This window comes from Pseudomonas sp. Pseusp16 (genome assembly GCF_047324915.1).
Lineage (GTDB): Bacteria > Pseudomonadota > Gammaproteobacteria > Pseudomonadales > Pseudomonadaceae > Aquipseudomonas > Aquipseudomonas fluorescens_CD.
Map to the genome: position 1 here is coordinate 5,911,996 of NZ_CP168522.1, position 21,104 is coordinate 5,933,099.

A 21,104-nucleotide genomic window follows, 5' to 3' on the forward strand; every position below is an offset into this window, starting at 1 on the left:
CAATTAATGCGGTTTTTCGGATTTGGCGGTCAGTTGTTCGCGGCAGTAATCCGCAAACAACTGCGCCGGCTTGGTCAGTTGCCCGCGTTTGAGCCACGCCGCCACCAGTCCCGAACCGGTGACGTCTTCGGCGATGTCCACGCACACCACTTTCTGTCCGTCGTAGGTGCATTCCGAATGCGGTTTGGTCACCAGGATCGAGAAACCGAAGCCTTGTCCGACCATGCCGCGCACCATCTCGATCGATGGAGAGCTGAAGGCGATGCGTGGGGTCAGTCCCAGCTCTTCGAACAGGCTGACGAAGTAGGTCCGGCTCGGCTGCACGTCCAGAAGAATCATCGGCTCCAGGCACAGGTCCCGCAGCGACACTTGCGCCTGCTGGGCGAAGCGGTGATCTGCCGGCAGCAATGCGTAAGGCCGTTGCGCGGGCATCAGCGGTTCGGTCTCGATGGTGCCGTCGAGGTCGTGCTCGTAGAGGATCGCCAGATCGAAGGCGCCGGAGGTCAGGCCCTGCACCAGCTCTTGCTGCTCGCCGTCGCGGATGCGGATTTCCACCCCCGGGTACAACGCCGAAAACCCGGCGATCAATTGCGGCAGGTACAGCGGTGCGACGGTTTCGAAACAGCCGATATCGATCTGTCCGGACACCACATCGTTGTCGGCCAAGGCGTTCTGTTCGAACTCCCTGGCCATGCGCAGCAGTTCCTGGGCCTTGCGGTAAAAACGTGCACCGCTGGGGGTCAACGACACGCCCTGGGCGTGATGGCGGATCAGCAGTTGCACGCCGAAACTGTCTTCCAGCCCTTTGATGGCCGTGGAGATCGACGGCTGGGCGATGTACAGCTTGCGCGAGGCCTCGGCGACGCTGCCACACTCGACGGTGGTGATGAAGTATTTCAGTTGACGCAGATTGTAGGCAGCCACAGCAAACCTCGGGGGAGAACGGATCAGGCATCCTGGCAATTTGCGCGCCACCCCTATCCGCTCGGGCAGCGATTTGTTGTGGTTGAACAATAACCACATGCTGCGCCAGAAGGGAGATTGGCTACGTAGTTTTTTCTTGGCCTGCGAACACATTTTTACTGGTTTTCCACCGCTTGGGCCTGAGCGACTATCCAATACACAAGAATGTCCTCTGGAGCATCCGAACGTGTTCGAGCTTGAGTATTGGCAACGCAAAGCCGCCTCCCTGCGGTTTCCCGACCAGGCCGTGATCGCCGGCCAGCGCCGTGCGGCGCAGTCGGGGCAGACTTTCGCCGCGATCAACCCCGCCACCGGCCAATGCCTGGCCAACGTTGCCGCCTGTGGCGAAGACGACGTAAACGCGGCGGTGCGCAATGCGCGGCAAGTCTTCGAGGCGGGCACCTGGGCTGCGCGCTCACCGAGCGAACGCAAGCAAGTGCTGTTGCGCCTGGCCGATTTGATCCTCGACCACCGTGAAGAACTGGCGCTGCTCGACTCGCTGAACATGGGCAAGCCCGTTGCGGATGCCTACAACATCGATGTGCCGGGCGCCGCGGGCGTGTTCCGCTGGTACGCCGAGAGCCTCGACAAACTCTACGATCAGGTCGCGCCGAGTGCGCAGAACGTGCTGGCGACCATCACACGCGAAGCCCTCGGCGTGGTGGCGGCCGTGGTGCCGTGGAATTTCCCCCTCGACATGGCCGCGTGGAAACTCGCCCCGGCCCTGGCTTCGGGCAATTCGGTGATTCTCAAACCGGCCGAGCAGTCGCCGTTTTCGGCCTTGCGTCTGGCTGAGCTGGCGCTGGAAGCGGGTATTCCTCCCGGTGTGCTCAACGTGCTGCCGGGCCTCGGCGAGCAGACCGGCAAGGCCCTGGGCCTGCACCCGGACGTTGATTGCCTGGTGTTCACCGGCTCCACCGAAGTCGGCAAATACTTCATGCAGTACTCGGCCCAGTCGAACCTCAAGCAGGTGTGGCTGGAGTGCGGCGGCAAGAGCGCCAACCTGGTGTTCGCCGATTGTCAGGATCTGGATCTGGCGGCCGAGAAAGCCGCATTCGGCATCTTCTTCAATCAGGGTGAAGTCTGCTCGGCCAACTCGCGGTTGCTGGTGCAGCGTTCGATTCATGACGAATTCGTCGAACGCCTCAAGGCCCAGGCCGAACGCTGGCAGCCAGGCGATCCGCTGGACCCGTCGAGCGCCGCCGGGGCTATCGTTGACAGCCGGCAGACCGCACGCATCATGAAGTTCATCCAGCAGGCCGAACTGCAAGGTGCGACAAAAGTCTGTGGTGGTCGGCAGTCGATCTTCAATGGCAGCGACAACTTCATTCAGCCGACGATTTTTACCGGCGTGACGCCGGACATGCCGCTGTTTCGCGATGAAGTGTTCGGCCCGGTGCTGGCCGTCACGGCGTTCGATGACGAGGCCCACGCCTTGCAGTTGGCCAACGACAGCGTCTACGGTCTGGCGGCCTCGCTGTGGACCGACGACCTCAACCGCGCTCACCGTGTGGCGCGACAGTTGCGGGCCGGTACGGTGTCGGTCAACAGCGTCGATGCACTGGACGTGACCGTGCCTTTTGGCGGCGGCAAGCAGTCGGGTTTCGGCCGCGACCTGTCCCTGCATTCATTCGATAAATACACCCAGTTGAAGACCACCTGGTTTCAATTGCGCTGATAACAAAACGGAGAACTGGCGATGACCACACCACGTGAAACCCGCGACTACCAGGCCGCCGACGCTGCGCACCACATCCATGCGTTCGTCGATCAGAAAGCCCTCAATGACGAGGGGCCACGGGTGATGGTCCGTGGCGAGCGCCTGCACCTGTGGGACAACGATGGTCGGCGTTACCTCGACGGCATGTCCGGGTTGTGGTGCACCAACCTCGGTTACGGGCGCAAGGACCTGGCGGCCGCGGCGAGCCGGCAGCTGGAACAGCTGCCGTACTACAACATGTTTTTCCACACCACCCACCCGCAGGTGATCGAGCTGTCCGAACTGTTGTTCAGTCTGCTGCCGGGTCACTACAGCCACGCGATCTACACCAACTCCGGCTCTGAAGCCAACGAGGTGTTGATCCGCACGGTGCGTCGTTACTGGCAGGTGCTCGGCAAGCCACAGAAGAAAATCATGATCGGCCGCTGGAACGGTTACCACGGTTCGACCCTGGCCGCGACGGCGCTCGGCGGCATGAAATTCATGCACGAAATGGGCGGCATGATTCCGGACATCGAGCACATCGACGAGCCGTACTTCTTCGCTCACGAGGGCAACCTGACGCCAGCTGAGTTCGGTCTGCGCGCGGCACAGCAACTGGAAGCGAAGATTCTCGAACTGGGCGCGGACAAGGTCGCAGGCTTCATCGCCGAACCGTTCCAGGGTGCCGGCGGCATGATCTTCCCGCCAGAAAGCTACTGGCCGGAAATCCAGCGCATCTGCCGCAAGTACGATGTGCTGCTGTGCGCCGATGAAGTGATCGGTGGCTTCGGTCGTACCGGCGAATGGTTCGCCCACGAGTACTTCGGTTTCGAGCCGGACACCCTGTCCATCGCCAAGGGCCTGACCTCGGGCTACATCCCCATGGGTGGCTTGATCCTGTCGAAAAAAATGGCCTCGGTGCTGGTGGAGCAGGGCGGCGTGTTTGCCCACGGCCTGACCTATTCCGGGCACCCGGTGGCGGCGGCGGTGGCGATTGCCAACCTCAAGGCCCTGCGCGATGAAGGCGTGGTGACGCGGGTCAAGGATGACATCGGCCCGTACCTGCAACAGTGCCTGCGCGAAGTGTTCGGCAAGCACCCGCTGGTGGGTGATATCCAGGGCACCGGCATGGTCGCGGCGCTGCAACTGGCCGAAGACAAAACCAGCCGCAAGCGTTTTGCCAACGAGAACGACATTGCGTGGCGCTGCCGTACGATTGGTTTTGAAGAGGGCGTGATCATTCGCTCGACCCTTGGCCGGATGATCATGGCGCCGGCGTTGATTGCCAGCCGTGAAGAGATTGATGAGCTGATCAGCAAGACCCTCAAAGCGGTGGATCGGACGGCGCAGGAATACGGCCGGATTTGATCTTGTAGCGTTCTCTTGGGCCTCTTCGCGAGCAAGCCCGCTCCCACACTGGATCTGTGTCGATCACAAATCCCCTGTGGGAGCGGGCTTGCTCGCGAATGCGATGCCCCATTCAATACATTCCTAACCTCTTGCACCCACCTCGGGCATCCCCGCCCGCAGCGCCCTTTGGCAGTGCGCGCTAACGAGTTTTTTCATCGTTCACATCCACATATTTCCTCATTTTCCTAATCCCGCCCTTGGGCCAACATCGATCTCGCCAGCCAGCCCAGTGCTGCATGCCGAAAGGTCCACCAGAGACCACAGGCCGGGCCCCTGGCCGTACTGCCCATGACAAAACTAAATCAACAGCTTTGGGAGTGCTCCATGATCAAGTCCTTGCTTACGCGCGTTGCCCATCCACTGGCGGTCACCGCCATCGCCGCGACGGTCGCCACCAGCGCCCAGGCCGGCACCCTGTCCATCGGTCATACCACCTGGGTCGGCTACGGCACCCTGTACCTGGCCCAGGACCTTGGCTACTTCAAGGAAAACGGTTTGACCGTCGAGTTGCCGGTGGTCGAAGAAGCGGCGATGTACATGGCCGCACAAGCTTCCGGCGAGTTGTCCGGCTCGGCGTCGACCATCGACGAGGTGCTCAAGTACCGTCCGCAATTCTGCTTCAAGGCCGTGGCCGCACTGGACGACAGCCATGGTGGCGACGGCGTGCTGGTGGGCAAGGACGTCAAGAGCCTGCAGGAGCTCAAAGGCCAGGCCGTGGCGGTGAACGAAGGCTCGACCTCGCAGTTCTGGTTGTCGTATCTGCTGAAAAAGAACGGCATGAAAATGAGCGACATCACCGTGCAGAACATGACCGCCGACGATGCCGCCACCGCGTTCATCGCCGGTCGCGTACCCGCCGCCGTGACCTGGGAGCCGCACCTGTCGATGGTTCGCGACAAGCAGCAGGGCAGGGTGCTGATCGACAGCAGCAGCACACCGGGAGTGATCGTCGACGTGGTCGCACTGAACTGCACCGTCATCGAAAAACAGCCGGAAGACGTCAAGGCACTGGTGGCCGGTTTGTACAAAGCCGTGCAGTACACCAAGGATCATCCGAAGGAAGCCTACAAGATCATGGCCAAGGGCGTTGGTGGTTACCTGGCCGATCCGAAGGAGCTCGAAGCGGCTGCCCAGGGCGTGCGTTTCTATGACCAGGCCATGAGCGAAAAACTGCTGGGGGCGCCGGGCAAACCGGGTGACAGCGCACCGCTGATCAAACTGGCCAACGAGACCGCCAGTGAGCTGCAAGGCAAACCCTACAACGTCAGCAATGACGACCTGATCGACAACCGTTTCGTTACCCCGCTCTAGGAGGCTGCATGTTCAAGCGCAATTCATGGCTGAGCCGCTGCATCACGCCCAAGACCGGTTTGCCGGTCTCGGTGATCTGGAGCGCGAGCGGGTTGGCCTGGGTGCTGTTGGTCGGCCTGTGGGCCGGGTTGTCCTACGGCGGCGTGGTGCCGGGCATGTTCCTGCCGACGCCGGGCGCGGTGGTCGAGGCCGCCGTGCGCCTGAGCCGCGACGGCACCCTCGGTCAGCACGTGTGGGCCAGCGTCGAAGTGGTGATGGTCGGGTTCATTGTGTCGTCCCTGGTGGCGGTGCCGCTGGGTTTGCTGATGGGCAGCTTTCGCATCGTCCAGGCCTTCCTTGAGCCGTTGGTGAATTTCATTCGTTACCTGCCGGTAACTTCGTTCGTGCCGCTGTTCATCCTGTGGATCGGTATCGGTCTGGAGCAGCGGGTGTCGGTGATCATTTTCGGCGTGTTCTTCCAGCAACTGGTGATGATCGCGGACGTGTCCAAAGGCATCTCCAAGGACCTGATCAATGCCTCCTACACCCTCGGTTCGAACCGGCGTGACGCGGTGCTGCATGTGATCGCTCCCGCGTCGCTGCCGGGCGTGCTCGACACCTTGCGGGTGACAATGGGCTGGGCCTGGACTTACCTGGTGGTGGCTGAACTGGTCGCCGCTTCCAGTGGCCTGGGTTACCTGAGCCTCAAGGCCATGCGTGGTTTTCAGGTGGATGTGATTTTCCTGGCCATTGCGATCATCGGCCTGTTGGGCCTGGTCACCGATCAACTGTTCCGTTTCCTACGTCTGAGGATCACCGCATGGGCTCAGTAACCGCCGCCACTCATCGTTTTGTCGCCCCTCAGACCGCCCCGGTGAACGCGCCGCGGCTGCAAGTGGACAAGGTCAGCCTGAGTTACAGGAAACCCGATGGCGGAACTTTTACCGCGTTACAGGAGGTGTCGTTCGAGGTGCCGGACCAGCAATTCGCTGTGCTGGTGGGGCCTTCGGGCTGCGGCAAGTCGAGCCTGCTGTACCTCACCGCCGGCCTGGCCGAACCGACCTCAGGCGAGATTTACGTCGGCGGCCAACAGGTGGAAGGCCCCGGTGCGGATCGCGGCATGGTGTTCCAGAGCTACACGCTGTTCCCGTGGCTGACAGTGCGCCAGAACGTCGAGTTCGGCCTCAAGCGGCGCGGCATGCCGGCGGCGCAACGCAAGGACATCGTCGACTACTACGTCAATGAAGTGGGCCTGAGCGGTTTTGCCGACAACTACGCCAAGCAGTTGTCTGGCGGGATGATGCAGCGTGTCGCCATTGCCCGGGCGCTGGCCAATGACCCGCAGATCCTGCTGATGGACGAACCCTTCGGCGCCCTCGACAGCCAGACGCGCCTGCAAATGCAGCAGCTGTTGCTGCGGGTCTGGGGCAACAGCAAGAAGACCGTATTGTTCGTGACCCACGACATCGACGAAGCGATCCTGCTGGGCGACCGGGTGTACGTCATGGGCGCCAGGCCAGGGCGGATCAAGCAGATTCTGGATGTGCCAATTGAACGTCCACGGAACCTGGACATGGTCATGGAGCGTTCATTCATCGAGATGAAGCGCGAGATCTTCGGGTTGCTGCATGATGATCTGGAGGAAGTGCATTAGGGCTGATTGCGGGTCTGACACCCTCCCTGTGGGAGCGGGCTTGCTCGCGAAAGCGGTATAGCAAACAACATTGATGTTGGGTGTACTGGCCTCTTCGCGAGCAAGCCCGCTCCCACAGATATTGCGTTTATCTGGAGCCGGCGCTACGGCGCAACCGGCAACAGAAACCGGGCAATCACCGGCAGGTGATCGGAGATGCGCAACGTATCGTCCTGCCGCACCATCGCCTCCATCCGTTTGATCCGCGGGCTGTAGAACAGGTAGTCAACGGTCCGGTCCGGGCCGCTCAGCCCGGTGTCGTTCGGGTAATGCGTCAGCCAGCGTTCGCGATCGATACCACTGGCTTCGTTGTTGGTCGGGATCATCGGGTACTTGTCCCACAGGATGTGCAACGGGCTGTCGGCGGAGAAGGGCGTGCGTTGCGCATCGGGCAGGCGTCGATATTGGCCGATTGGCAACAGGTTGAAATCTCCGCCGATAAGCCACGGCGTGCCACGGCTTTCGAATTTATCGAGGGCCCTGGTCACGGCGTTGACCTGGTTTTGCAAGGTATTGTCGGCCTGGGTCGCACGGTCCAGATGGGTATTGAGCACCACCATCTGTCCACCGTCACTCAAGGGCAAGTAGCTCACCAGCAAGGCGTTCCTGGGTTTGAATTGGCGGCTGACCGTGTTGCCCGAGGCGACGGGCAGTTGCAGACGTTCGGCATGTTCGATCTGGTAACGGCTCAGGGTCGCCAGTTGCCGACCGACACTGCCGAAGATATGCGGGTTAGGTACGAAGTCTGCCTTCCAGTCGAAGGCGCTGGCGCTGCATGGGTACAGATCGGCGAGCCGTTCTTGCAGCAGTTTGAACTGGTGCTGGTAACTGCTGGCCTTGGCGCCGTCGTCCAGCTCCTGCAACAGCACGATGTCCGGTTGCTCGTCGCGAATCACCCGCGCCACTTCGTCGAGGCTGAAGGCCATGTCTTCCGGTGTGGGGCGTTCGTCGGTACCGGAGGCCAGGTCATTCCAGAACACGTAACGCTTGCCGGCCAGGTACTGGACGTTCCAGGTCATCACCTTCAGCACCTGCCCGGGGACCAGGGTGGGCGCCTGTGCACTGCAACTGACGGGCAACACTTCTTTGGCATCGGGGCGCCAGGTCAGGCTATAGATCATCACGCCGATCAGGCCGATCGCGATCAGCAGGCCCAGCAGGGTGTAGCGCAGTAGACGGGTCATGGCTCGGCTTAATAGCGTTACAAAATTGCTCCCGAGCATACCCGAGAGCGATGGTCGCGCCCAAGGTCAGAGCGAGTTGTCATTGCTCTCGGGCAGCGGGCTGATCAGCATGAACAGACGGAACAGCACCACGCTGGTAAACAGCTGCAGGAAACTGTGGGCGCTGTCGATCAGCAGCGAGATCACCGGGTTCTGCGGTTCGGGGTACGCCGCCAGGGTGACCCCCTTGAGCAGCCACAGCGGCCCCATCACACTCAGAATGCACAGCAGAATGCGCATGAAATGACCGCGGGTCTGGCGCAGGCTTTCCTTCATGGCCGCCAGCGGCGCCAGGCCGCGCAACACCAGCAGGTATTCGCCAAAGGCCAGGGTCACCATCAGGTAGATACCCGGCAGGAAATACAGTGACAGGCCCAGCAGGATCAGCACGGTATTGAGCGCCGTCAGCAGGGCGAAGCGTGGCCACAGGCTCGCCGCCGTTGCCAGCAGGTCGCGGTTGCGCGGCGACTCGCCGCGGCTGCGGGCGTCGAGAAACAGAATCAGCGCGGCGGTGTAGAGCGGATACACCAGCAAGCCGACAATCACGCTGATACCGGGGAAACTGTCCGGCTCCGTGGAGTGGTCGACCACTTGTTGCAGCAGCGCCTCGAGAATCACCAGCGGCAGGCACAACTGCACGATCTGGCCCAGATTGCGCTTGAAGAAATACAGCGAGTCACGCAGGACGTCTAACGGATTCATCGGTTGGTATCGCAGGTTGGAAGCAGTGGCTCACTTTAACCGATGAAACGCTCGAGGACGCAAACGTAAACGATTGGTAAAGGTCATTGAAACATCTTGTTTCAGCCTCCATTAAGGTCGAGCACCTTATCCTCAGTGGAAAAGGACAACGATTTCCCCCGGCAATCTACGAGGTCGCCATGAATAGCGAAGAACAAACCCTGATCGATGGACTGTTTTCCCGGCTGCAACAGGCCGAAACGGACTCAGCCCCGCGCGACGCCCAGGCCGAGGCGCGGATCAAGGAACACCTGACGCGCCAGCCCGCGGCAGGTTATTTCATGACCCAGGCGATTCTGGTGCAAGAGGCGGCGATCAAGAGCCTCGATGAACAGAACAGGCAGCTGACTCAGCAAGTCCAGCAGTTGCAGGCCGAGCTGCAACAGGCCAAGGCTCAGTCGACCCCTGCTCCGGCTCCGGCACCGAGCAGTGGTGGCTTTTTGTCGAGTATTTTTGGTGGCGCTTCCCGTGAACCACAACCGGCACCCACCCAGAGCGCGCCGCCATCGAGCGGTGGCTGGCGTGAGCCGGGGCGCTCGTCGTTCGGCTCGCAAGCCCCGCAGCAGAACTTCGGTGCCCCGCCGCAAAACTTTCCACAACAGGGCTATGCCCCGCAACCGCAGGCTCCGGCAGCGGCTGGCAGCAGTTTCCTCGGTGGTGCGCTGAAAACCGCCGCCGGCGTGGCGGGTGGAGTGATGCTGGCACAAGGCATCAGCAGCCTGTTCCATCACAACCAGCAACCTGAAGTCGTCGAAGTCATCAAGGAAGAGCCGGCCCAGGTCAACGACCAGGGCAACAATGGCTGGGGCGATGACCAGCGCATGGCCGGTAACGACTCCTGGAGCAACGGTCAGGGCGGGTTCAGCGACGCTGACTACAGCGATGACTCGCTCTTCGGTGGCGACGACGATTCCTTCGTCTGACCTGCCATTCGTCCGGAGCGCAACGGCGCTCCGGGGCGATTATTCGCGGAACAATCCTCCGGGCTGGCATACTGGGCGACTTTTCGGGCCTGGTGCCTGATTCAGCCTTTGAGGAATACCGGTGAAAAAAATCGCAGTGTTCGCCGATGTCCAGAACCTCTACTACACCGTGCGTCAGGCTTATGGTTGCCACTTCAACTATGCCGCGCTGTGGGCTGACGTCAGCAAACAGGGCGAGATCGTCGAAGCCTACGCCTACGCCATCGACCGTGGCGACAGCAAACAGCAGCAGTTCCAGCAGATCCTGCGTAACCTCGGTTTCACCGTGAAGCTCAAGCCGTACATCCAGCGCAGCGATGGTTCGGCCAAGGGTGACTGGGACGTGGGCATCACCCTCGACATCATGGATGCCGCCGACCATGTCGATGAAATCGTCCTGGCTTCCGGCGATGGTGATTTCGACATGCTGCTGGAACGCATCATCAGCAAACACGGGGTACAAGCGGTGGCCTACGGCGTGCCGGGCCTGACCGCCAACTCGCTGATCCGCGCCGCCAGCCGCTATGTGCCGATCGAAGGCACGTTGCTGCTCAAGAATTGATTTTTACGGAGTTGAACCAGGTTTGGAACGCATCGCAGTCATCGACTTTGAAACCACCGGGATCTCCCCGAGCAGCAGCTGCCGGGCCACGGAAATTGCCGTGGTGATCCTTGAACGGGGGCGCATCGTCGAGCGTTACCAAAGCCTGATGAACGCCGGCGTGCGCGTCCCGGCCTTCATCGAGCAACTCACCGGCATCAGCAACGCCATGCTGCGCACCGCGCCGTCGGCGGAGCAGGTGATGAACGAGGTCAATGAATTCGTCGGCACCACGCCACTGCTGGCGCACAACGCCGCATTCGACCAGAAGTTCTGGGACTTTGAGCTCGGGCGAATCAAACGCACCCGCTTGCAGAACTTTGCCTGCTCGCTGCTACTGGCCCGGCGCCTGATGCCCGCCGCGCCGAACCACAAGCTCGGCACCCTGACTACCTTCGCCAACCTGCCCGACACCGGCAAGGCCCACCGGGCCATGGCCGATGCCGAGATGGCGGCCAACCTGACCACACATCTGACCGAAGAGCTGCGGCACAAGCACGGCTTGCGCGAGCTGTCCCATGACTTGCTGTGCAAGTTGCAGAAGGTCCCGGCGGCGAAAGTCGGCGAACACCTCAAGCGCTATCGCGGGTTCTAGGAACATCGCAAATCTCCTGTAGGAGCGAGCCTGCTCGCGATGAACCCGAGAACAACACGGGGTGTCAGGTTTCCCGCGTTATCGTTGGCGACCATCGCGAGCAAGCTCGCTCCTACAGGGGGTTACTTGCCATTCCCTTCGATATGCCCCAACGGCACCCGCTTCTCTATCGCACTCGACAACACAATCGACGTCTTGCTGAACCCGAACGTGGCAATCCGGTTGATCAGCTCTTCCAGCTCCGGCATCGAGCCCACGGCTGCCTGCATGATCACGCAGGGATCGCCGGTCACCCGATGGCATTCGGTCAATTGCGGGATTTTGATAAGGTCGTCATAGGCTTTCTGGTTGCCGTGCTGGTTCAGGCGCAGTTCGATCACACACTGGATCGGCAGGCCGAGTTTGGCCATGTCGACCTTCGCCTGATAGCCGGTGATCACGCCGCTGGCTTCGAGCTTGGCCACGCGCTCGGCCACGGCCGGGGCCGACAGGTTGACCTTGCGCGCGAGATCCGCGTAGGACGCGCGACCGTTTTCCAGCAGGGCGCTGAGCAGCATGCGGTCGTACTTATCCATCGTGGCACTCCTGAAAAATGACGGACTTTCGAAAACACGGTTTATAGCCATGAACTCCGTGTTTTGAAAAGTGTACTGGCGGTTTAAAAAGGTTTTGTAACTTATTTTCCGGCTCCAGCCTTTCTAGAATAGCCGTTCACCTGTTCTGCCTGTGAGTTGCCCCCATGTCCGGCCTACGTCGCTTCCCCTTACCGTTGATCGCTGCCTTTTTCGCCTTGTACGTGATTTGGGGCTCGACTTACCTGGTGATCCGCATCGGCGTGGAATATTGGCCGCCCTTGTTGCTCGCCGGGGTCCGCTTCGTCATTGCCGGGACCTTGATGTACGCCTTCCTGCGCTGGCGCGGGGCGCCGGCGCCGACCTGGGCGCAGTGGAAAGCCGCCGGGATCATCGGCGTATTGTTGCTGGCGTGTGGTAACGGGGCGGTCAGCGTAGCCGAACACACGGGCGTGGCTTCGGGTGTGGCCGCGTTGGCGGTGGCGACGGTGCCGCTGTTTACCTTGCTCTGTGGCTATTTCTGGGGCGCGCGCAATACCCGTCTCGAATGGGCTGGCGTTGCGCTCGGAATGATCGGCATTGTCATGCTCAACCTCGGCTCCAACCTGCAATCGAGCCCGCTGGGCGCAGCCCTGCTGATTTTTGCGGCGGCCACCTGGGCTTTCGGTTCGGTGTGGAGCAAACACTTGCCGTTGCCTCAGGGCGCCATGGCCAGTGCCGTGGAAATGCTGGTGGGTGGCGTGGTGTTGCTGATCGCCAGTGCGGTCAGTGGTGAGCATATGGACAAGGTTCCGCCGATTGAAGGCTGGGCCGCGCTGGCGTACCTGACCGTGTTCGGTTCGATCATCGCCTTCAACGCCTACATGTACCTGTTGAAACACGTGCGTCCGGCGGCGGCTACCAGTTATGCCTACGTCAACCCGGCGGTGGCGGTGTTGCTGGGGATCGTGTTTGTCGGCGAGACCATTGGCATCGAGGAAGCACTGGCCATGCTGGTGATCATCAGCGCCGTGGTGCTGATTGGCCTGCCGCAGTGGCGTCGTGTACCGGAGCAGCCGGTGACAAAGGTAGTGCCGACGGTAGTGCCGACAGAATCCCGTGTGAATTAGGGTAAACTGCGCGCCATTGCACTCTTGTTTCGCACAACCGCGCTGAATTTTCCTACGGTACTCCCATGACTTTCGCCACCCTTGGCCTGATCGAACCCTTGCTGCGCTCTCTCGAGAAGCTCGGCTACCAGACTCCGACGCCGGTTCAGGCGCAAGCCATTCCGGCGGTGCTGGCCGGTCGCGACCTGATGGCCGCCGCCCAGACCGGCACCGGCAAGACTGCCGGTTTCGCCCTGCCGCTGTTGCAACTGCTGGCCATGGAAGGGCCGAAAGTCACCGCCAATTCGGTCCGCGCGCTGATCCTGGTGCCGACCCGCGAGCTGGCCGAACAGGTTCACGAAGCCGTGCGCCAGTACGCTGAAAACCTGCCGCTGCGTACTTACGCAGTGTACGGCGGTGTCAGCATCAACCCGCAAATGATGAAGCTGCGCAGCGGTGTCGATCTGCTGGTGGCGACCCCGGGCCGCTTGCTCGACCTGTTCCGCCAGAACGCGCTGAAGTTCAACCAGTTGCAAACCCTGGTGCTGGACGAGGCCGACCGCATGCTCGACCTGGGCTTTTCCGAGGAACTGGCGAGCATTTACAAGGCGCTGCCGAAGAAACGTCAGACGTTGCTGTTCTCCGCAACCTTCTCCGATGACATCCGCCTGCTGGCCGGTCAGATGCTCAACGATCCGCTGAGCATCGAAGTCAGCCCGCGCAACGTGGCGGCCAACACCGTCAAGCAATGGATCGTGACGGTAGACAAGAAGCGCAAGCCGGAACTGTTCGTGCACCTGATGCGCAAGGGCAAGTGGAAGCAGGTGCTGGTGTTCGCCAAGACCCGCAATGGCGTAGACGCGCTGGTGGAAAAACTCCAGGGGCTGGGCATCAACGCCGACGGCATCCATGGCGACAAACCCCAGGCGACCCGTCAGCGCGCACTCGACCGTTTCAAGGCCAGCGAAGTACAGATTCTGGTCGCCACCGACGTGGCGGCCCGTGGTCTGGACATCGAAGATTTGCCGTTGGTGGTCAACTTCGACTTGCCAATCGTTGCTGAAGACTACATCCACCGCATCGGTCGTACTGGCCGCGCCGGGTCGACGGGCGAGGCGATTTCCCTGGTCTGCGCCGATGAAGTGAATCTGCTGTCGGCCATCGAGATGCTGACCCGTCAGACGCTGAAGCGGCAGAACGAACCGGATTTCGAGCCGGAGCACCGCGTGCCGGACACCGATGCCAGCGGCCAGGTGATCAAGAAGCCGAAAAAACCGAAGAAGCCCAAGGCTTCCGGTGGTGGCGGCGGTAAACGCAATCTCGGTAAGTGGGTGGATAGCGGGGAAGTTGCGCCGGCTGAGCCTTCGATCAAGCCAGTGCGCAAGGTGCCGGTGTTCAATACAGGGCCGCGTAAACGCAAGCCTTGATTAGTTGCGGCGACTGTTAAGCCGCCTTCGCGAGCAAGCCCGCTCCCACACTGGATCTGTGTCGTTCACAAATCCCCTGTGGGAGCGGGCTTGCTCGCGAAGGGCGTGCCTCGGTCGTCAGCCCTTGCGCCGCAACCACTCCACCATCCCCAAGCCCGCCGATCGCCCACTGGCGAAACACGCGGTCAGCAGATAGCCTCCGGTCGGCGCTTCCCAATCGAGCATTTCCCCGGCGCAGAACACGCCAGGCATTTGCTTGAGCATCAATCGCTCATCCATTGCCTCGAACACCACGCCACCCGCGCTGCTGATCGCCTCGTCCAGTGGACGGGTTTTCACCAGTGTCAGTGGCAAAGCCTTGATCGCGTTGGCCAGCAAGGCCATATCGGCAAAGCAGTCGGCGCTGGTCAGTTCACGCAATAGCGCCGCTTTCACCCCGTCGATGCCCAACTGACTGTGCAGATGCTTGGCCATCGAGCGCGATCCCCGGGGCTTGCTCAACGCCGCCTGAACTTTATCCACAGGCCGGCCCGGCAGCAGGTCCAGATGAATCGTTGCCGAACCGTGCTGGTTGATTGCTTCGCGGATGGGGGCCGACAGGGCGTAGATCAAACTGCCTTCGATCCCGGTGGCGGTAATCACACATTCACCGAGTCGCGGAACGTCGTCGTTAAGGCCGATGGCGATGTTTTTCAGCGGCGCGCCAGCGAATTTGCTGACCATCAATTCGCTCCAGGCATGCACCTCGAAGCCGCAATTGCTCGGTTGCAACGGCGCCAGTCCTACGCCGTGTTGCTCCAGTGGCAGCATCCATGCGCCATCCGAACCCAGGCGCGCCCAACTGCCGCCGCCGAGGGCGAGCAGGGTGGCATCGGCTTGAACGGTTTTTTCGCCTTCCGGGCTGTCGATGCGCAATCCGCCATGCTCGTCCCAGCCGAGCCAGCGGTGGCGGGTGTGGATAACTACGCCACTGTCGCGCAGGCGTTTGAGCCAGGCGCGCAGCAGCGGCGCGGCTTTCATGTCGGTGGGGAATACCCGGCCGGAACTGCCGACGAAGGTATCGATGCCCAGTTCGTGAATCCACTGGCACAGCGCTTCGGCACCGAAGCCGCGCAGCAGCGGGGCGATTTGCGGGGCACGTTCGGCGTAGCGCGAGAGAAACGCAGGGTAGGCTTCGGAGTGAGTGATGTTCATGCCGCCGACACCGGCCAAGAGGAATTTTCGTCCGACCGAAGGCATGCCGTCGTACAGGTCGACCTTGATCCCGGCCTGGCTCAACACTTCGGCTGCCATCAGACCAGCAGGGCCGCCGCCGATGATGGCGACGCGGGAAGGGGAGGCAGATGAGGGCTGGGTCATGATGAGAGCTGCGGCATGGCTGGATAAGCCGCGCATTCTAGCAGCCCAAATCCCTGTGGGAGCGGGCTTGCTCGCGAATGCGGTGTGTCAGGTGTCATGGATTTCGACTGACACTCCACTTTCGCGAGCAAGCCCGCTCCCACATTGGTCAGTGGTGCTTTCAGGTGTGGTTAAAAAATGATCAGCCTTCTGCAGCCCATAGTCCGCATGGCCTGTAGTCCCTTTCACTCAGGTTATCCACAGGCAGCTCCACAGGCATTGTGGGTAAAGCATCCACAGCTCAGTGACAACCTGATGACTGCCAGACGCGTTGCGCGCTGTGATGGAGGATGCCGTGACGGCGGGCCAGGGCCTGGCGGTCCTTGCTGTAGCCGCCTCCGATTACCCCGACCACCGGAATGTCGCGGCCCAGGCAATGGCGCATCACGCTTTCATCGCGGGCGGCGACGCCTTCGTCTGTCAGCTTCAGATAACCCAGGGCGTCGTCCTTGTGCACATCGACCCCGGCGTCATACAGCACCAGATCCGGCTGGTAGAGCGGCAGCAGGTAGTTGAGTGCATCGTCCACCACCTTCAGGTAATCGGCATCGCCCATGCCGTTGGGTAGCGGGATGTCCCAATCACTTTCGGCCTTGCGTGCGGGAAAGTTCTTCTCGCAGTGCAGGGAAACGGTCACCGCCTCTGGGGTGTTGTGCAGTATTCGGGCAGTCCCGTCGCCCTGATGCACGTCGCAATCGAAGATCAGCACCCGATTTACCCGGCCACTTTCCAGCAGGTAATGGCTGATTACCGCCAGGTCGTTGAAGATGCAGAACCCGGCGGGGTAGTCGTAGTGCGCATGGTGGGTGCCGCCGGCCAAGTGACAGGCCAGGCCATGTTCCAGCGCCTGCTCGGCCGCGAGCAACGAGCCACCGACCGCCCGCACCGTACGCCGGGCCAGGGCCTCGCTCCAGGGCAGGCCGAGGCGACGCTGGTCTTCGCGGGACAATTCGCCACTCATGTAGCGTTCGATATACGAAGGGTCATGGGCGAGGGCGAGAATGTCCGCGGGACACAGCTCCGGGCGCAGCAGGTCGGCGTCGCGGGTCAGGCCGCTGTCCACCAGGTGATCGCGCAACAGGCGGAACTTGTCCATGGGGAAGCGGTGATCCGCCGGAAACTCGGGGCTGTAGTCTTCGTGGTAGATCAGGGGCAGGGGCATGACTGATTTATCTGGAAAGCGTACGGGAATGAGAGAAGGATCCTACCAGCGTTGTAGACTTGCGACATTGAAATGGAGGGGCGGGGCACGATGGAGCCAATACTGGAGCTTGAAAGCGCTCGGCTGCTGTTACGCCAGTGGCGCGATGAAGATTTGGCGGACTTTGCGGCGATGTGTGCCGATCCGCAGGTGATGCGCTATTTCCCGGAAACCTTGAGCCGGTTGGAAAGCGCGTCATTGATCGGGCGAATCCGTGGTCATTTCGCTGAGCATGGTTATGGTCTCTGGGCCTTGCAGCGAAAGGACTCTGGCCAGTTCATCGGGTTTACCGGGCTCAACGTGGTCGGGTTCGACGCACCTTTCACCCCCGCCACGGAGATCGGTTGGCGGCTGGCCCGCGAGCACTGGGGTCTCGGTTACGCCAGTGAAGCAGCATGGACCGCTCTGCGCTGCGGGTTCGACCGCTTGCCGCTGAAAGAGGTCGTGGCTTTCACGACGCAAGCCAATCTGCAGTCAGAGAAAGTCATGCAGGCCATTGGCATGCAGCATGATCCGGCGGATGACTTCGATCACCCGCGACTTGCAGCCGATCATCCGTTGCGTCGCCATGTGCTGTATCGCATCAGCCGCGAACAATGGCTGCAAACCTTGCATGGATAACCTGGCACGGACGTTTACAATGGCCCCATGTTGGCATTGGCCAGAATCTGAATCGACCGGCGCAGCCAAGACTGCGCGGCAATGTTTTGCGTGAGGAGAGTCTGAATGAGCCAAGTGTTGGAAGATCTGGTCGACCTGCTGACCCTGGAACCGATCGAAGAAAACCTGTTCCGTGGCCGCAGCCAGGACCTGGGTTTTCGTCAGCTGTTCGGCGGTCAGGTGCTCGGTCAGTCGTTGTCGGCAGCCAGTCAGACCGTTGAAGAGACGCGCCATGTGCATTCGATGCACGGCTATTTCCTGCGTCCGGGCGATGCCGGATTGCCAGTGGTGTATCAGGTTGACCGGGTGCGCGACGGTGGCAGTTTCAGCACGCGCCGGGTGACGGCGATCCAGAAGGGACACCCGATTTTCACGTGCAGTGCGTCGTTCCAGTACGACGAAGAAGGCTTCCGGCACCAGAGCGAAATGCCGCAAGTGGTCGGTCCGGAAAACTTGCCATCGGAGCTGGAAATCACTCAGCAGCGTGCGCACCTGATCCCCGAGAAAATGCGCGAAAAGCTGTTGTGCCCCAAGCCGATCGAATTCCGCCCGGTAACCGAAAAAGATCCCTACAACCCGCTACCGTCCGACCCGGTCAAGTACGTCTGGTTCCGCGCCGACGGCGCCTTGGCCGATTCGCCGGCGCTGCATAAATACCTGCTGGCCTATGCATCGGACTTCGGTCTGCTGGTCACCTCGATGCAGCCCCACGGCAAATCGGTCTGGCACAAGGACATGCAAGTCGCCAGCCTCGATCACGCCTTGTGGTTCCACCAGAATCTGCGTGCCGATGACTGGCTGCTCTATGCGATGGACAGTCCGTGGGCCGGCAACTCGCGCGGGTTTTCCCGTGGCAGCGTGTTCAATCGCGCCGGGCAACTGGTGGCCTCGGTCACCCAGGAAGGCTTGATCCGTCACCGCAAGGATTGGGCGTGAGCCTGGCCGACGTGCGTCACTGGGTGTTCGACATGGACGGCACCCTGACCGTTGCCGTGCACGATTTCGCGGCGATTCGCGTCGCATTGGCGATTCCTGCCGAAGCCGACATCCTGACCCACCTCGCCGCCCTGCCGGCCGATGAAGCCGCGGCAAAGCATGCGTGGCTGCTGGAGCACGAACGGGACCTGGCCCTCGGTTCGCAACCGGCGCCGGGCGCGGTGGAGTTGGTGCGCGAGCTGGCCGGGCGCGGTTATCGCCTGGGCATTCTCACGCGCAATGCCCGGGAGCTGGCGCATGTCACGCTGGAGGCCATTGGCCTGGCCGACTGCTTTGCGCTGGAGGATGTGCTGGGCCGCGATGATGCACCGCCCAAACCGCATCCGGGCGGACTGCTCAAACTGGCCGAAGCGTGGAAGGTGCCGGCGAGCGAGTTGGTGATGGTCGGTGATTACCGCTTCGACCTCGATTGTGGTCGAGCCGCCGGAGCGCGGACGGTGCTGGTGAATCTGCCGGATAATCCGTGGCCGGAATTGACCGATTGGCATGCGGCGGATTGTGTCGAGTTGCGGCAGATGCTTTCGGCTTGAGGGCCCCATCGCTGGCAAGCCAGCTCCCACAGTAATCTTCAGTGAGCACAAACATTGTGTTCTGCCGAGAACCCTGTGGGAGCGGGCTTGCCCGCGATGGCGTCAGATCAGGCAGTGCAAATTTACTGCCCAAACAAAGCCCTTTGTCCCTCTGGCGAGGTAAACATTTCATCCCCTTTATGCCCGACCCCGGGCACTTCGATCAGTTGCTGGTTCAACCCTTTGGGTGCCAGCCGCTTCAGGTAGTCAAAGTAAAAATGCCCGCGCGCCAATCGATAGGGTCCCTGCGCCCGCGCCTCACAGCTCTTGTCCAGTGCCGGATGATTCGGGTCGATGTCCTGCTGTCCCAGCAGGTAAACGACTTCACGCTTGAGGTAATTTTCCTGCAACTGCGCGGCGGTTTGTCCTGCGGCGTAAGCCGGTAAATCCGCCAACCCGTACTTCCAGCGATTGAAATCCGGGCAACCGGCGTGGCTGAACGCTACGGGCCGGCGCTCATCGAAGTAAGCGTAGGACGACGGGTTGGCGATCACGTAGCGCACCTGCACGCCAGCCGCATCAAGGCCGGACTGCGCATGACCGAGCAATGCGTAACGCTGAACCACCTGCGCGCCGCCGGAGTGCCCGGCGATGACGATTTGCTTCACATCCGGAAACTGCTGGCGGTCACCCAGGCGAGTGATGATTTCGTCGAGCGCCGCGTAGGAACTCAGCCGAAACGGTGCCGTGGATTCGCCGCCGGCCATCCATTCATTGCCTTGCCAGCGCAAAACCGTGTCGGCCACCGGGTGAATTGCAACGTCGGTTTCATTGAGAAACTGCGGGGCGATCACCAGGGTCGTTGCGCTTTGCCCAGCCAGTTCGGCCGCGTGCTCACCGCTCTGCAGATAGGTTTGCGCGTTGCGCAAGCGACCGTGGAGGATGATCAGCACCCGTTCGATTTTAGCCGGGGCGGGGCTGATGCTCACCGCGATTTCACCTGATTTCAACAGCAGGCGCCCTGAGCTGAGTTCCTTGACCCCATGCTCGGCGGCCTGGGACGTTGCGCAAGTAAACAGAACAACCAACAACCACTTCTTCATTTACAGATTTTTCGTCGCAAAGGTATCGCACTGGCTTACCTGGCCTTGGGCGAAACCGGTTTTGAACCAGCGCACCCGTTGCGCCGACGTACCGTGGGTGAACGAGTCCGGGACCACGCGGCCCTGACCCTGCTGCTGCAAACGATCGTCACCGATGGCGTTCGCAGCGTTCAGTGCTTCTTCGATGTCGCCCGGTTCCAGCCAGTTCAGGCGCTTCTGCGCATTGTTGGCCCAGACACCGGCGAGGCAATCGGCTTGCAGCTCCTGACGAACCAGCAAACCGCCGTCGCCTTCCATCTGCCGGCCTTGTTGGCGTGCTGCCTGAATTTTTGCGGACACCCCAAGCAGGGTCTGCACATGGTGTCCGACTTCATGGGCGATCACATAGGCCTGGGCGAAGTCACCGGCGGCGGAAAAGCGTTGGGACATTTCCTGGAAGAATGCCATGTCCAGGTAGACTTTCTGGTCCGCCGGGCAATAGAACGGGCCGGTCGCCGAGGTGGCCAGACCGCAGGCCGAATTCACGCGGTTGCTGAACAGCACCAGGGTCGGGTCCTTATATTGGCGGCCGGCCTGCTGGAATATCGCACCCCAGGTGTCTTCGGTGTCGCCGAGGATCGAACGCACGAATTCCGCGCCTTCATCATTGGCCGGCGGTGCCTTGCGGCTCTGGTTGGTGGCGGGTGCCGATTGCTGGCCCATTTGCCCGGTCAGTTGTCCGAGGATTTGCAGCGGATCCTGGCCGGTGATCCAGCCGATGCCGACGATCAGGAGGATCGCCGTCAGGCTCAGGCCCTTGCCACCGCCGAAGCGCATCCCGCCACCGCCGCCGCCATCATCGCCACGGGCATCGACCACGTTGTCGCTGCGTCGGCCTTTTTTCCATAGCATGTGGGAATCCTCAGGTTGTCGGTGCGATGAGTGTTGCTGCTGTGTGGGAGCGGCGCCAGTCCGGTCGTCAGACAGCCTT

At 61.5% G+C, this 21,104-nt stretch carries 21 protein-coding genes; 13 read left to right on the forward strand and 8 right to left on the reverse strand.

Features of this window, described 5'->3' with window-relative positions; all coding sequences use genetic code 11:
* Positions 1-3: 3 nt before the first annotated feature.
* Positions 4-924: a LysR family transcriptional regulator gene (locus tag ACEN8Q_RS26850; protein ID WP_413424571.1), complete on the reverse strand. Its 921-nt coding sequence runs from the start codon at positions 922-924 to the stop codon at positions 4-6.
* A gap of 226 nt (positions 925-1,150) precedes the next feature.
* Between ACEN8Q_RS26850 and ACEN8Q_RS26855 the strand changes: the two genes are divergently transcribed.
* The 5 genes from ACEN8Q_RS26855 (at position 1,151) to ACEN8Q_RS26875 (ending at position 7,019) form a co-directional block, all read left to right on the forward strand.
* A complete protein-coding gene (locus ACEN8Q_RS26855) occupies positions 1,151-2,641 on the forward strand; it encodes an aldehyde dehydrogenase (protein ID WP_413703976.1) in 1,491 nt (496 codons plus the stop codon).
* Positions 2,642-2,662: 21 nt separating this feature from the next.
* On the forward strand, positions 2,663-4,033 hold the full coding sequence (locus ACEN8Q_RS26860; RefSeq protein ID WP_413703977.1) for an aspartate aminotransferase family protein: 1,371 nt from the start codon (positions 2,663-2,665) through the stop codon (positions 4,031-4,033).
* A gap of 366 nt (positions 4,034-4,399) precedes the next feature.
* The gene (locus ACEN8Q_RS26865) at positions 4,400-5,386 is read left to right on the forward strand and encodes an ABC transporter substrate-binding protein (RefSeq protein ID WP_413424577.1); all 987 of its coding nucleotides are present in this window, start codon (positions 4,400-4,402) and stop codon (positions 5,384-5,386) included.
* An 8-nt stretch (positions 5,387-5,394) separates the two neighbouring features.
* On the forward strand, positions 5,395-6,198 hold the full coding sequence (locus ACEN8Q_RS26870; protein WP_111288247.1) for an ABC transporter permease: 804 nt from the start codon (positions 5,395-5,397) through the stop codon (positions 6,196-6,198).
* Positions 6,186-7,019: an ABC transporter ATP-binding protein gene (locus ACEN8Q_RS26875; RefSeq protein WP_111288249.1), complete on the forward strand. Its 834-nt coding sequence runs from the start codon at positions 6,186-6,188 to the stop codon at positions 7,017-7,019. The genes ACEN8Q_RS26870 and ACEN8Q_RS26875 overlap by 13 nt, the downstream gene beginning before the upstream one ends.
* 143 nt (positions 7,020-7,162) lie before the next feature.
* Here the strand turns inward: ACEN8Q_RS26875 and ACEN8Q_RS26880 are convergent, their stop codons facing one another.
* Positions 7,163-8,242, reverse strand: coding sequence for an endonuclease/exonuclease/phosphatase family protein (locus tag ACEN8Q_RS26880; RefSeq protein WP_413424582.1), 1,080 nt, complete (start codon positions 8,240-8,242; stop codon positions 7,163-7,165).
* A gap of 66 nt (positions 8,243-8,308) precedes the next feature.
* A complete protein-coding gene (locus ACEN8Q_RS26885; RefSeq protein ID WP_413424584.1) occupies positions 8,309-8,983 on the reverse strand; it encodes a YciC family protein in 675 nt (224 codons plus the stop codon).
* A 179-nt stretch (positions 8,984-9,162) separates the two neighbouring features.
* Here ACEN8Q_RS26885 and ACEN8Q_RS26890 point away from each other — a divergent pair, with 179 nt between their 5' ends.
* The 3 genes from ACEN8Q_RS26890 to ACEN8Q_RS26900 all read left to right on the forward strand — a co-directional run bounded on the left by ACEN8Q_RS26890 (position 9,163) and on the right by ACEN8Q_RS26900 (position 11,180).
* Positions 9,163-9,945, forward strand: a complete 783-nt coding sequence (locus ACEN8Q_RS26890; RefSeq protein WP_413424586.1) for a DUF2076 domain-containing protein — start codon at positions 9,163-9,165, stop codon at positions 9,943-9,945.
* Positions 9,946-10,066: 121 nt separating this feature from the next.
* The gene (locus ACEN8Q_RS26895) at positions 10,067-10,546 is read left to right on the forward strand and encodes an NYN domain-containing protein (RefSeq protein WP_085718130.1); all 480 of its coding nucleotides are present in this window, start codon (positions 10,067-10,069) and stop codon (positions 10,544-10,546) included.
* 22 nt (positions 10,547-10,568) lie between these two features.
* Positions 10,569-11,180 (forward strand): PolC-type DNA polymerase III, encoded by a 612-nt coding sequence (locus ACEN8Q_RS26900; RefSeq protein WP_413703978.1) that lies wholly within the window; start codon positions 10,569-10,571, stop codon positions 11,178-11,180.
* A 122-nt stretch (positions 11,181-11,302) separates the two neighbouring features.
* Here ACEN8Q_RS26900 and ACEN8Q_RS26905 read toward each other — a convergent pair whose 3' ends face one another.
* Positions 11,303-11,755, reverse strand: coding sequence for an Lrp/AsnC family transcriptional regulator (locus ACEN8Q_RS26905; protein ID WP_007990688.1), 453 nt, complete (start codon positions 11,753-11,755; stop codon positions 11,303-11,305).
* A gap of 164 nt (positions 11,756-11,919) precedes the next feature.
* Here ACEN8Q_RS26905 and yedA point away from each other — a divergent pair, with 164 nt between their 5' ends.
* A complete protein-coding gene (gene yedA, locus ACEN8Q_RS26910; protein ID WP_413703979.1) occupies positions 11,920-12,861 on the forward strand; it encodes a drug/metabolite exporter YedA in 942 nt (313 codons plus the stop codon).
* A 65-nt stretch (positions 12,862-12,926) separates the two neighbouring features.
* Entirely contained in the window at positions 12,927-14,267 is a 1,341-nt protein-coding gene (locus ACEN8Q_RS26915) for a DEAD/DEAH box helicase (RefSeq protein WP_413703980.1), read from the forward strand.
* 117 nt (positions 14,268-14,384) lie between these two features.
* Here the strand turns inward: ACEN8Q_RS26915 and ACEN8Q_RS26920 are convergent, their stop codons facing one another.
* Together ACEN8Q_RS26920 and ACEN8Q_RS26925 are read right to left on the reverse strand one after the other, a co-directional pair.
* Entirely contained in the window at positions 14,385-15,626 is a 1,242-nt protein-coding gene (locus ACEN8Q_RS26920) for a TIGR03862 family flavoprotein (RefSeq protein ID WP_413424593.1), read from the reverse strand.
* 280 nt (positions 15,627-15,906) lie between these two features.
* Positions 15,907-16,827 (reverse strand): histone deacetylase, encoded by a 921-nt coding sequence (locus ACEN8Q_RS26925; RefSeq protein WP_413424595.1) that lies wholly within the window; start codon positions 16,825-16,827, stop codon positions 15,907-15,909.
* Positions 16,828-16,917: 90 nt separating this feature from the next.
* On the opposite strand from ACEN8Q_RS26925, the gene ACEN8Q_RS26930 reads away from it, so the two are divergent.
* The 3 genes from ACEN8Q_RS26930 (at position 16,918) to ACEN8Q_RS26940 (ending at position 19,052) form a co-directional block, all read left to right on the forward strand.
* Positions 16,918-17,487, forward strand: coding sequence for a GNAT family N-acetyltransferase (locus tag ACEN8Q_RS26930; protein WP_413424597.1), 570 nt, complete (start codon positions 16,918-16,920; stop codon positions 17,485-17,487).
* 105 nt (positions 17,488-17,592) lie between these two features.
* Entirely contained in the window at positions 17,593-18,462 is an 870-nt protein-coding gene (gene tesB, locus ACEN8Q_RS26935) for an acyl-CoA thioesterase II (RefSeq protein WP_413424599.1), read from the forward strand.
* Positions 18,459-19,052 carry an HAD family hydrolase gene (locus ACEN8Q_RS26940; protein ID WP_322614942.1) on the forward strand — a complete coding sequence of 198 codons (594 nt, stop codon included), beginning with the start codon at positions 18,459-18,461 and terminating at the stop codon, positions 19,050-19,052. Before tesB ends, ACEN8Q_RS26940 begins: the two co-directional genes overlap by 4 nt.
* A 122-nt stretch (positions 19,053-19,174) precedes the next feature.
* On the opposite strand, the gene ACEN8Q_RS26945 is transcribed toward ACEN8Q_RS26940, so the two are convergent.
* Together ACEN8Q_RS26945 and ACEN8Q_RS26950 are read right to left on the reverse strand one after the other, a co-directional pair.
* A complete protein-coding gene (locus ACEN8Q_RS26945; RefSeq protein WP_413424601.1) occupies positions 19,175-20,134 on the reverse strand; it encodes an alpha/beta fold hydrolase in 960 nt (319 codons plus the stop codon).
* The gene (locus ACEN8Q_RS26950) at positions 20,135-21,025 is read right to left on the reverse strand and encodes a neutral zinc metallopeptidase (RefSeq protein WP_413424603.1); all 891 of its coding nucleotides are present in this window, start codon (positions 21,023-21,025) and stop codon (positions 20,135-20,137) included.
* Positions 21,026-21,104: the final 79 nt, after the last annotated feature.

Bases quoted from the DNA above. Each gene is read 5' to 3' on its own strand.
- ACEN8Q_RS26860 (WP_413703977.1), top strand. From the start codon at position 2,663: ATGACCACACCACGTGAAACCCGCGACTACCAGGCCGCCGACGCTGCG.
- ACEN8Q_RS26865 (WP_413424577.1), top strand. From the start codon at position 4,400: ATGATCAAGTCCTTGCTTACGCGCGTTGCCCATCCACTGGCGGTCACC.
- ACEN8Q_RS26870 (WP_111288247.1), top strand. From the start codon at position 5,395: ATGTTCAAGCGCAATTCATGGCTGAGCCGCTGCATCACGCCCAAGACC.
- ACEN8Q_RS26875 (WP_111288249.1), top strand. From the start codon at position 6,186: ATGGGCTCAGTAACCGCCGCCACTCATCGTTTTGTCGCCCCTCAGACC.
- ACEN8Q_RS26880 (WP_413424582.1), bottom strand. From the start codon at position 8,242: ATGACCCGTCTACTGCGCTACACCCTGCTGGGCCTGCTGATCGCGATC.
- ACEN8Q_RS26885 (WP_413424584.1), bottom strand. From the start codon at position 8,983: ATGAATCCGTTAGACGTCCTGCGTGACTCGCTGTATTTCTTCAAGCGC.
- ACEN8Q_RS26890 (WP_413424586.1), top strand. From the start codon at position 9,163: ATGAATAGCGAAGAACAAACCCTGATCGATGGACTGTTTTCCCGGCTG.
- ACEN8Q_RS26905 (WP_007990688.1), bottom strand. From the start codon at position 11,755: ATGGATAAGTACGACCGCATGCTGCTCAGCGCCCTGCTGGAAAACGGT.
- yedA (WP_413703979.1), top strand. From the start codon at position 11,920: ATGTCCGGCCTACGTCGCTTCCCCTTACCGTTGATCGCTGCCTTTTTC.
- ACEN8Q_RS26915 (WP_413703980.1), top strand. From the start codon at position 12,927: ATGACTTTCGCCACCCTTGGCCTGATCGAACCCTTGCTGCGCTCTCTC.
- ACEN8Q_RS26920 (WP_413424593.1), bottom strand. From the start codon at position 15,626: ATGACCCAGCCCTCATCTGCCTCCCCTTCCCGCGTCGCCATCATCGGC.
- ACEN8Q_RS26925 (WP_413424595.1), bottom strand. From the start codon at position 16,827: ATGCCCCTGCCCCTGATCTACCACGAAGACTACAGCCCCGAGTTTCCG.
- ACEN8Q_RS26930 (WP_413424597.1), top strand. From the start codon at position 16,918: ATGGAGCCAATACTGGAGCTTGAAAGCGCTCGGCTGCTGTTACGCCAG.
- tesB (WP_413424599.1), top strand. From the start codon at position 17,593: ATGAGCCAAGTGTTGGAAGATCTGGTCGACCTGCTGACCCTGGAACCG.
- ACEN8Q_RS26945 (WP_413424601.1), bottom strand. From the start codon at position 20,134: ATGAAGAAGTGGTTGTTGGTTGTTCTGTTTACTTGCGCAACGTCCCAG.
- ACEN8Q_RS26950 (WP_413424603.1), bottom strand. From the start codon at position 21,025: ATGCTATGGAAAAAAGGCCGACGCAGCGACAACGTGGTCGATGCCCGT.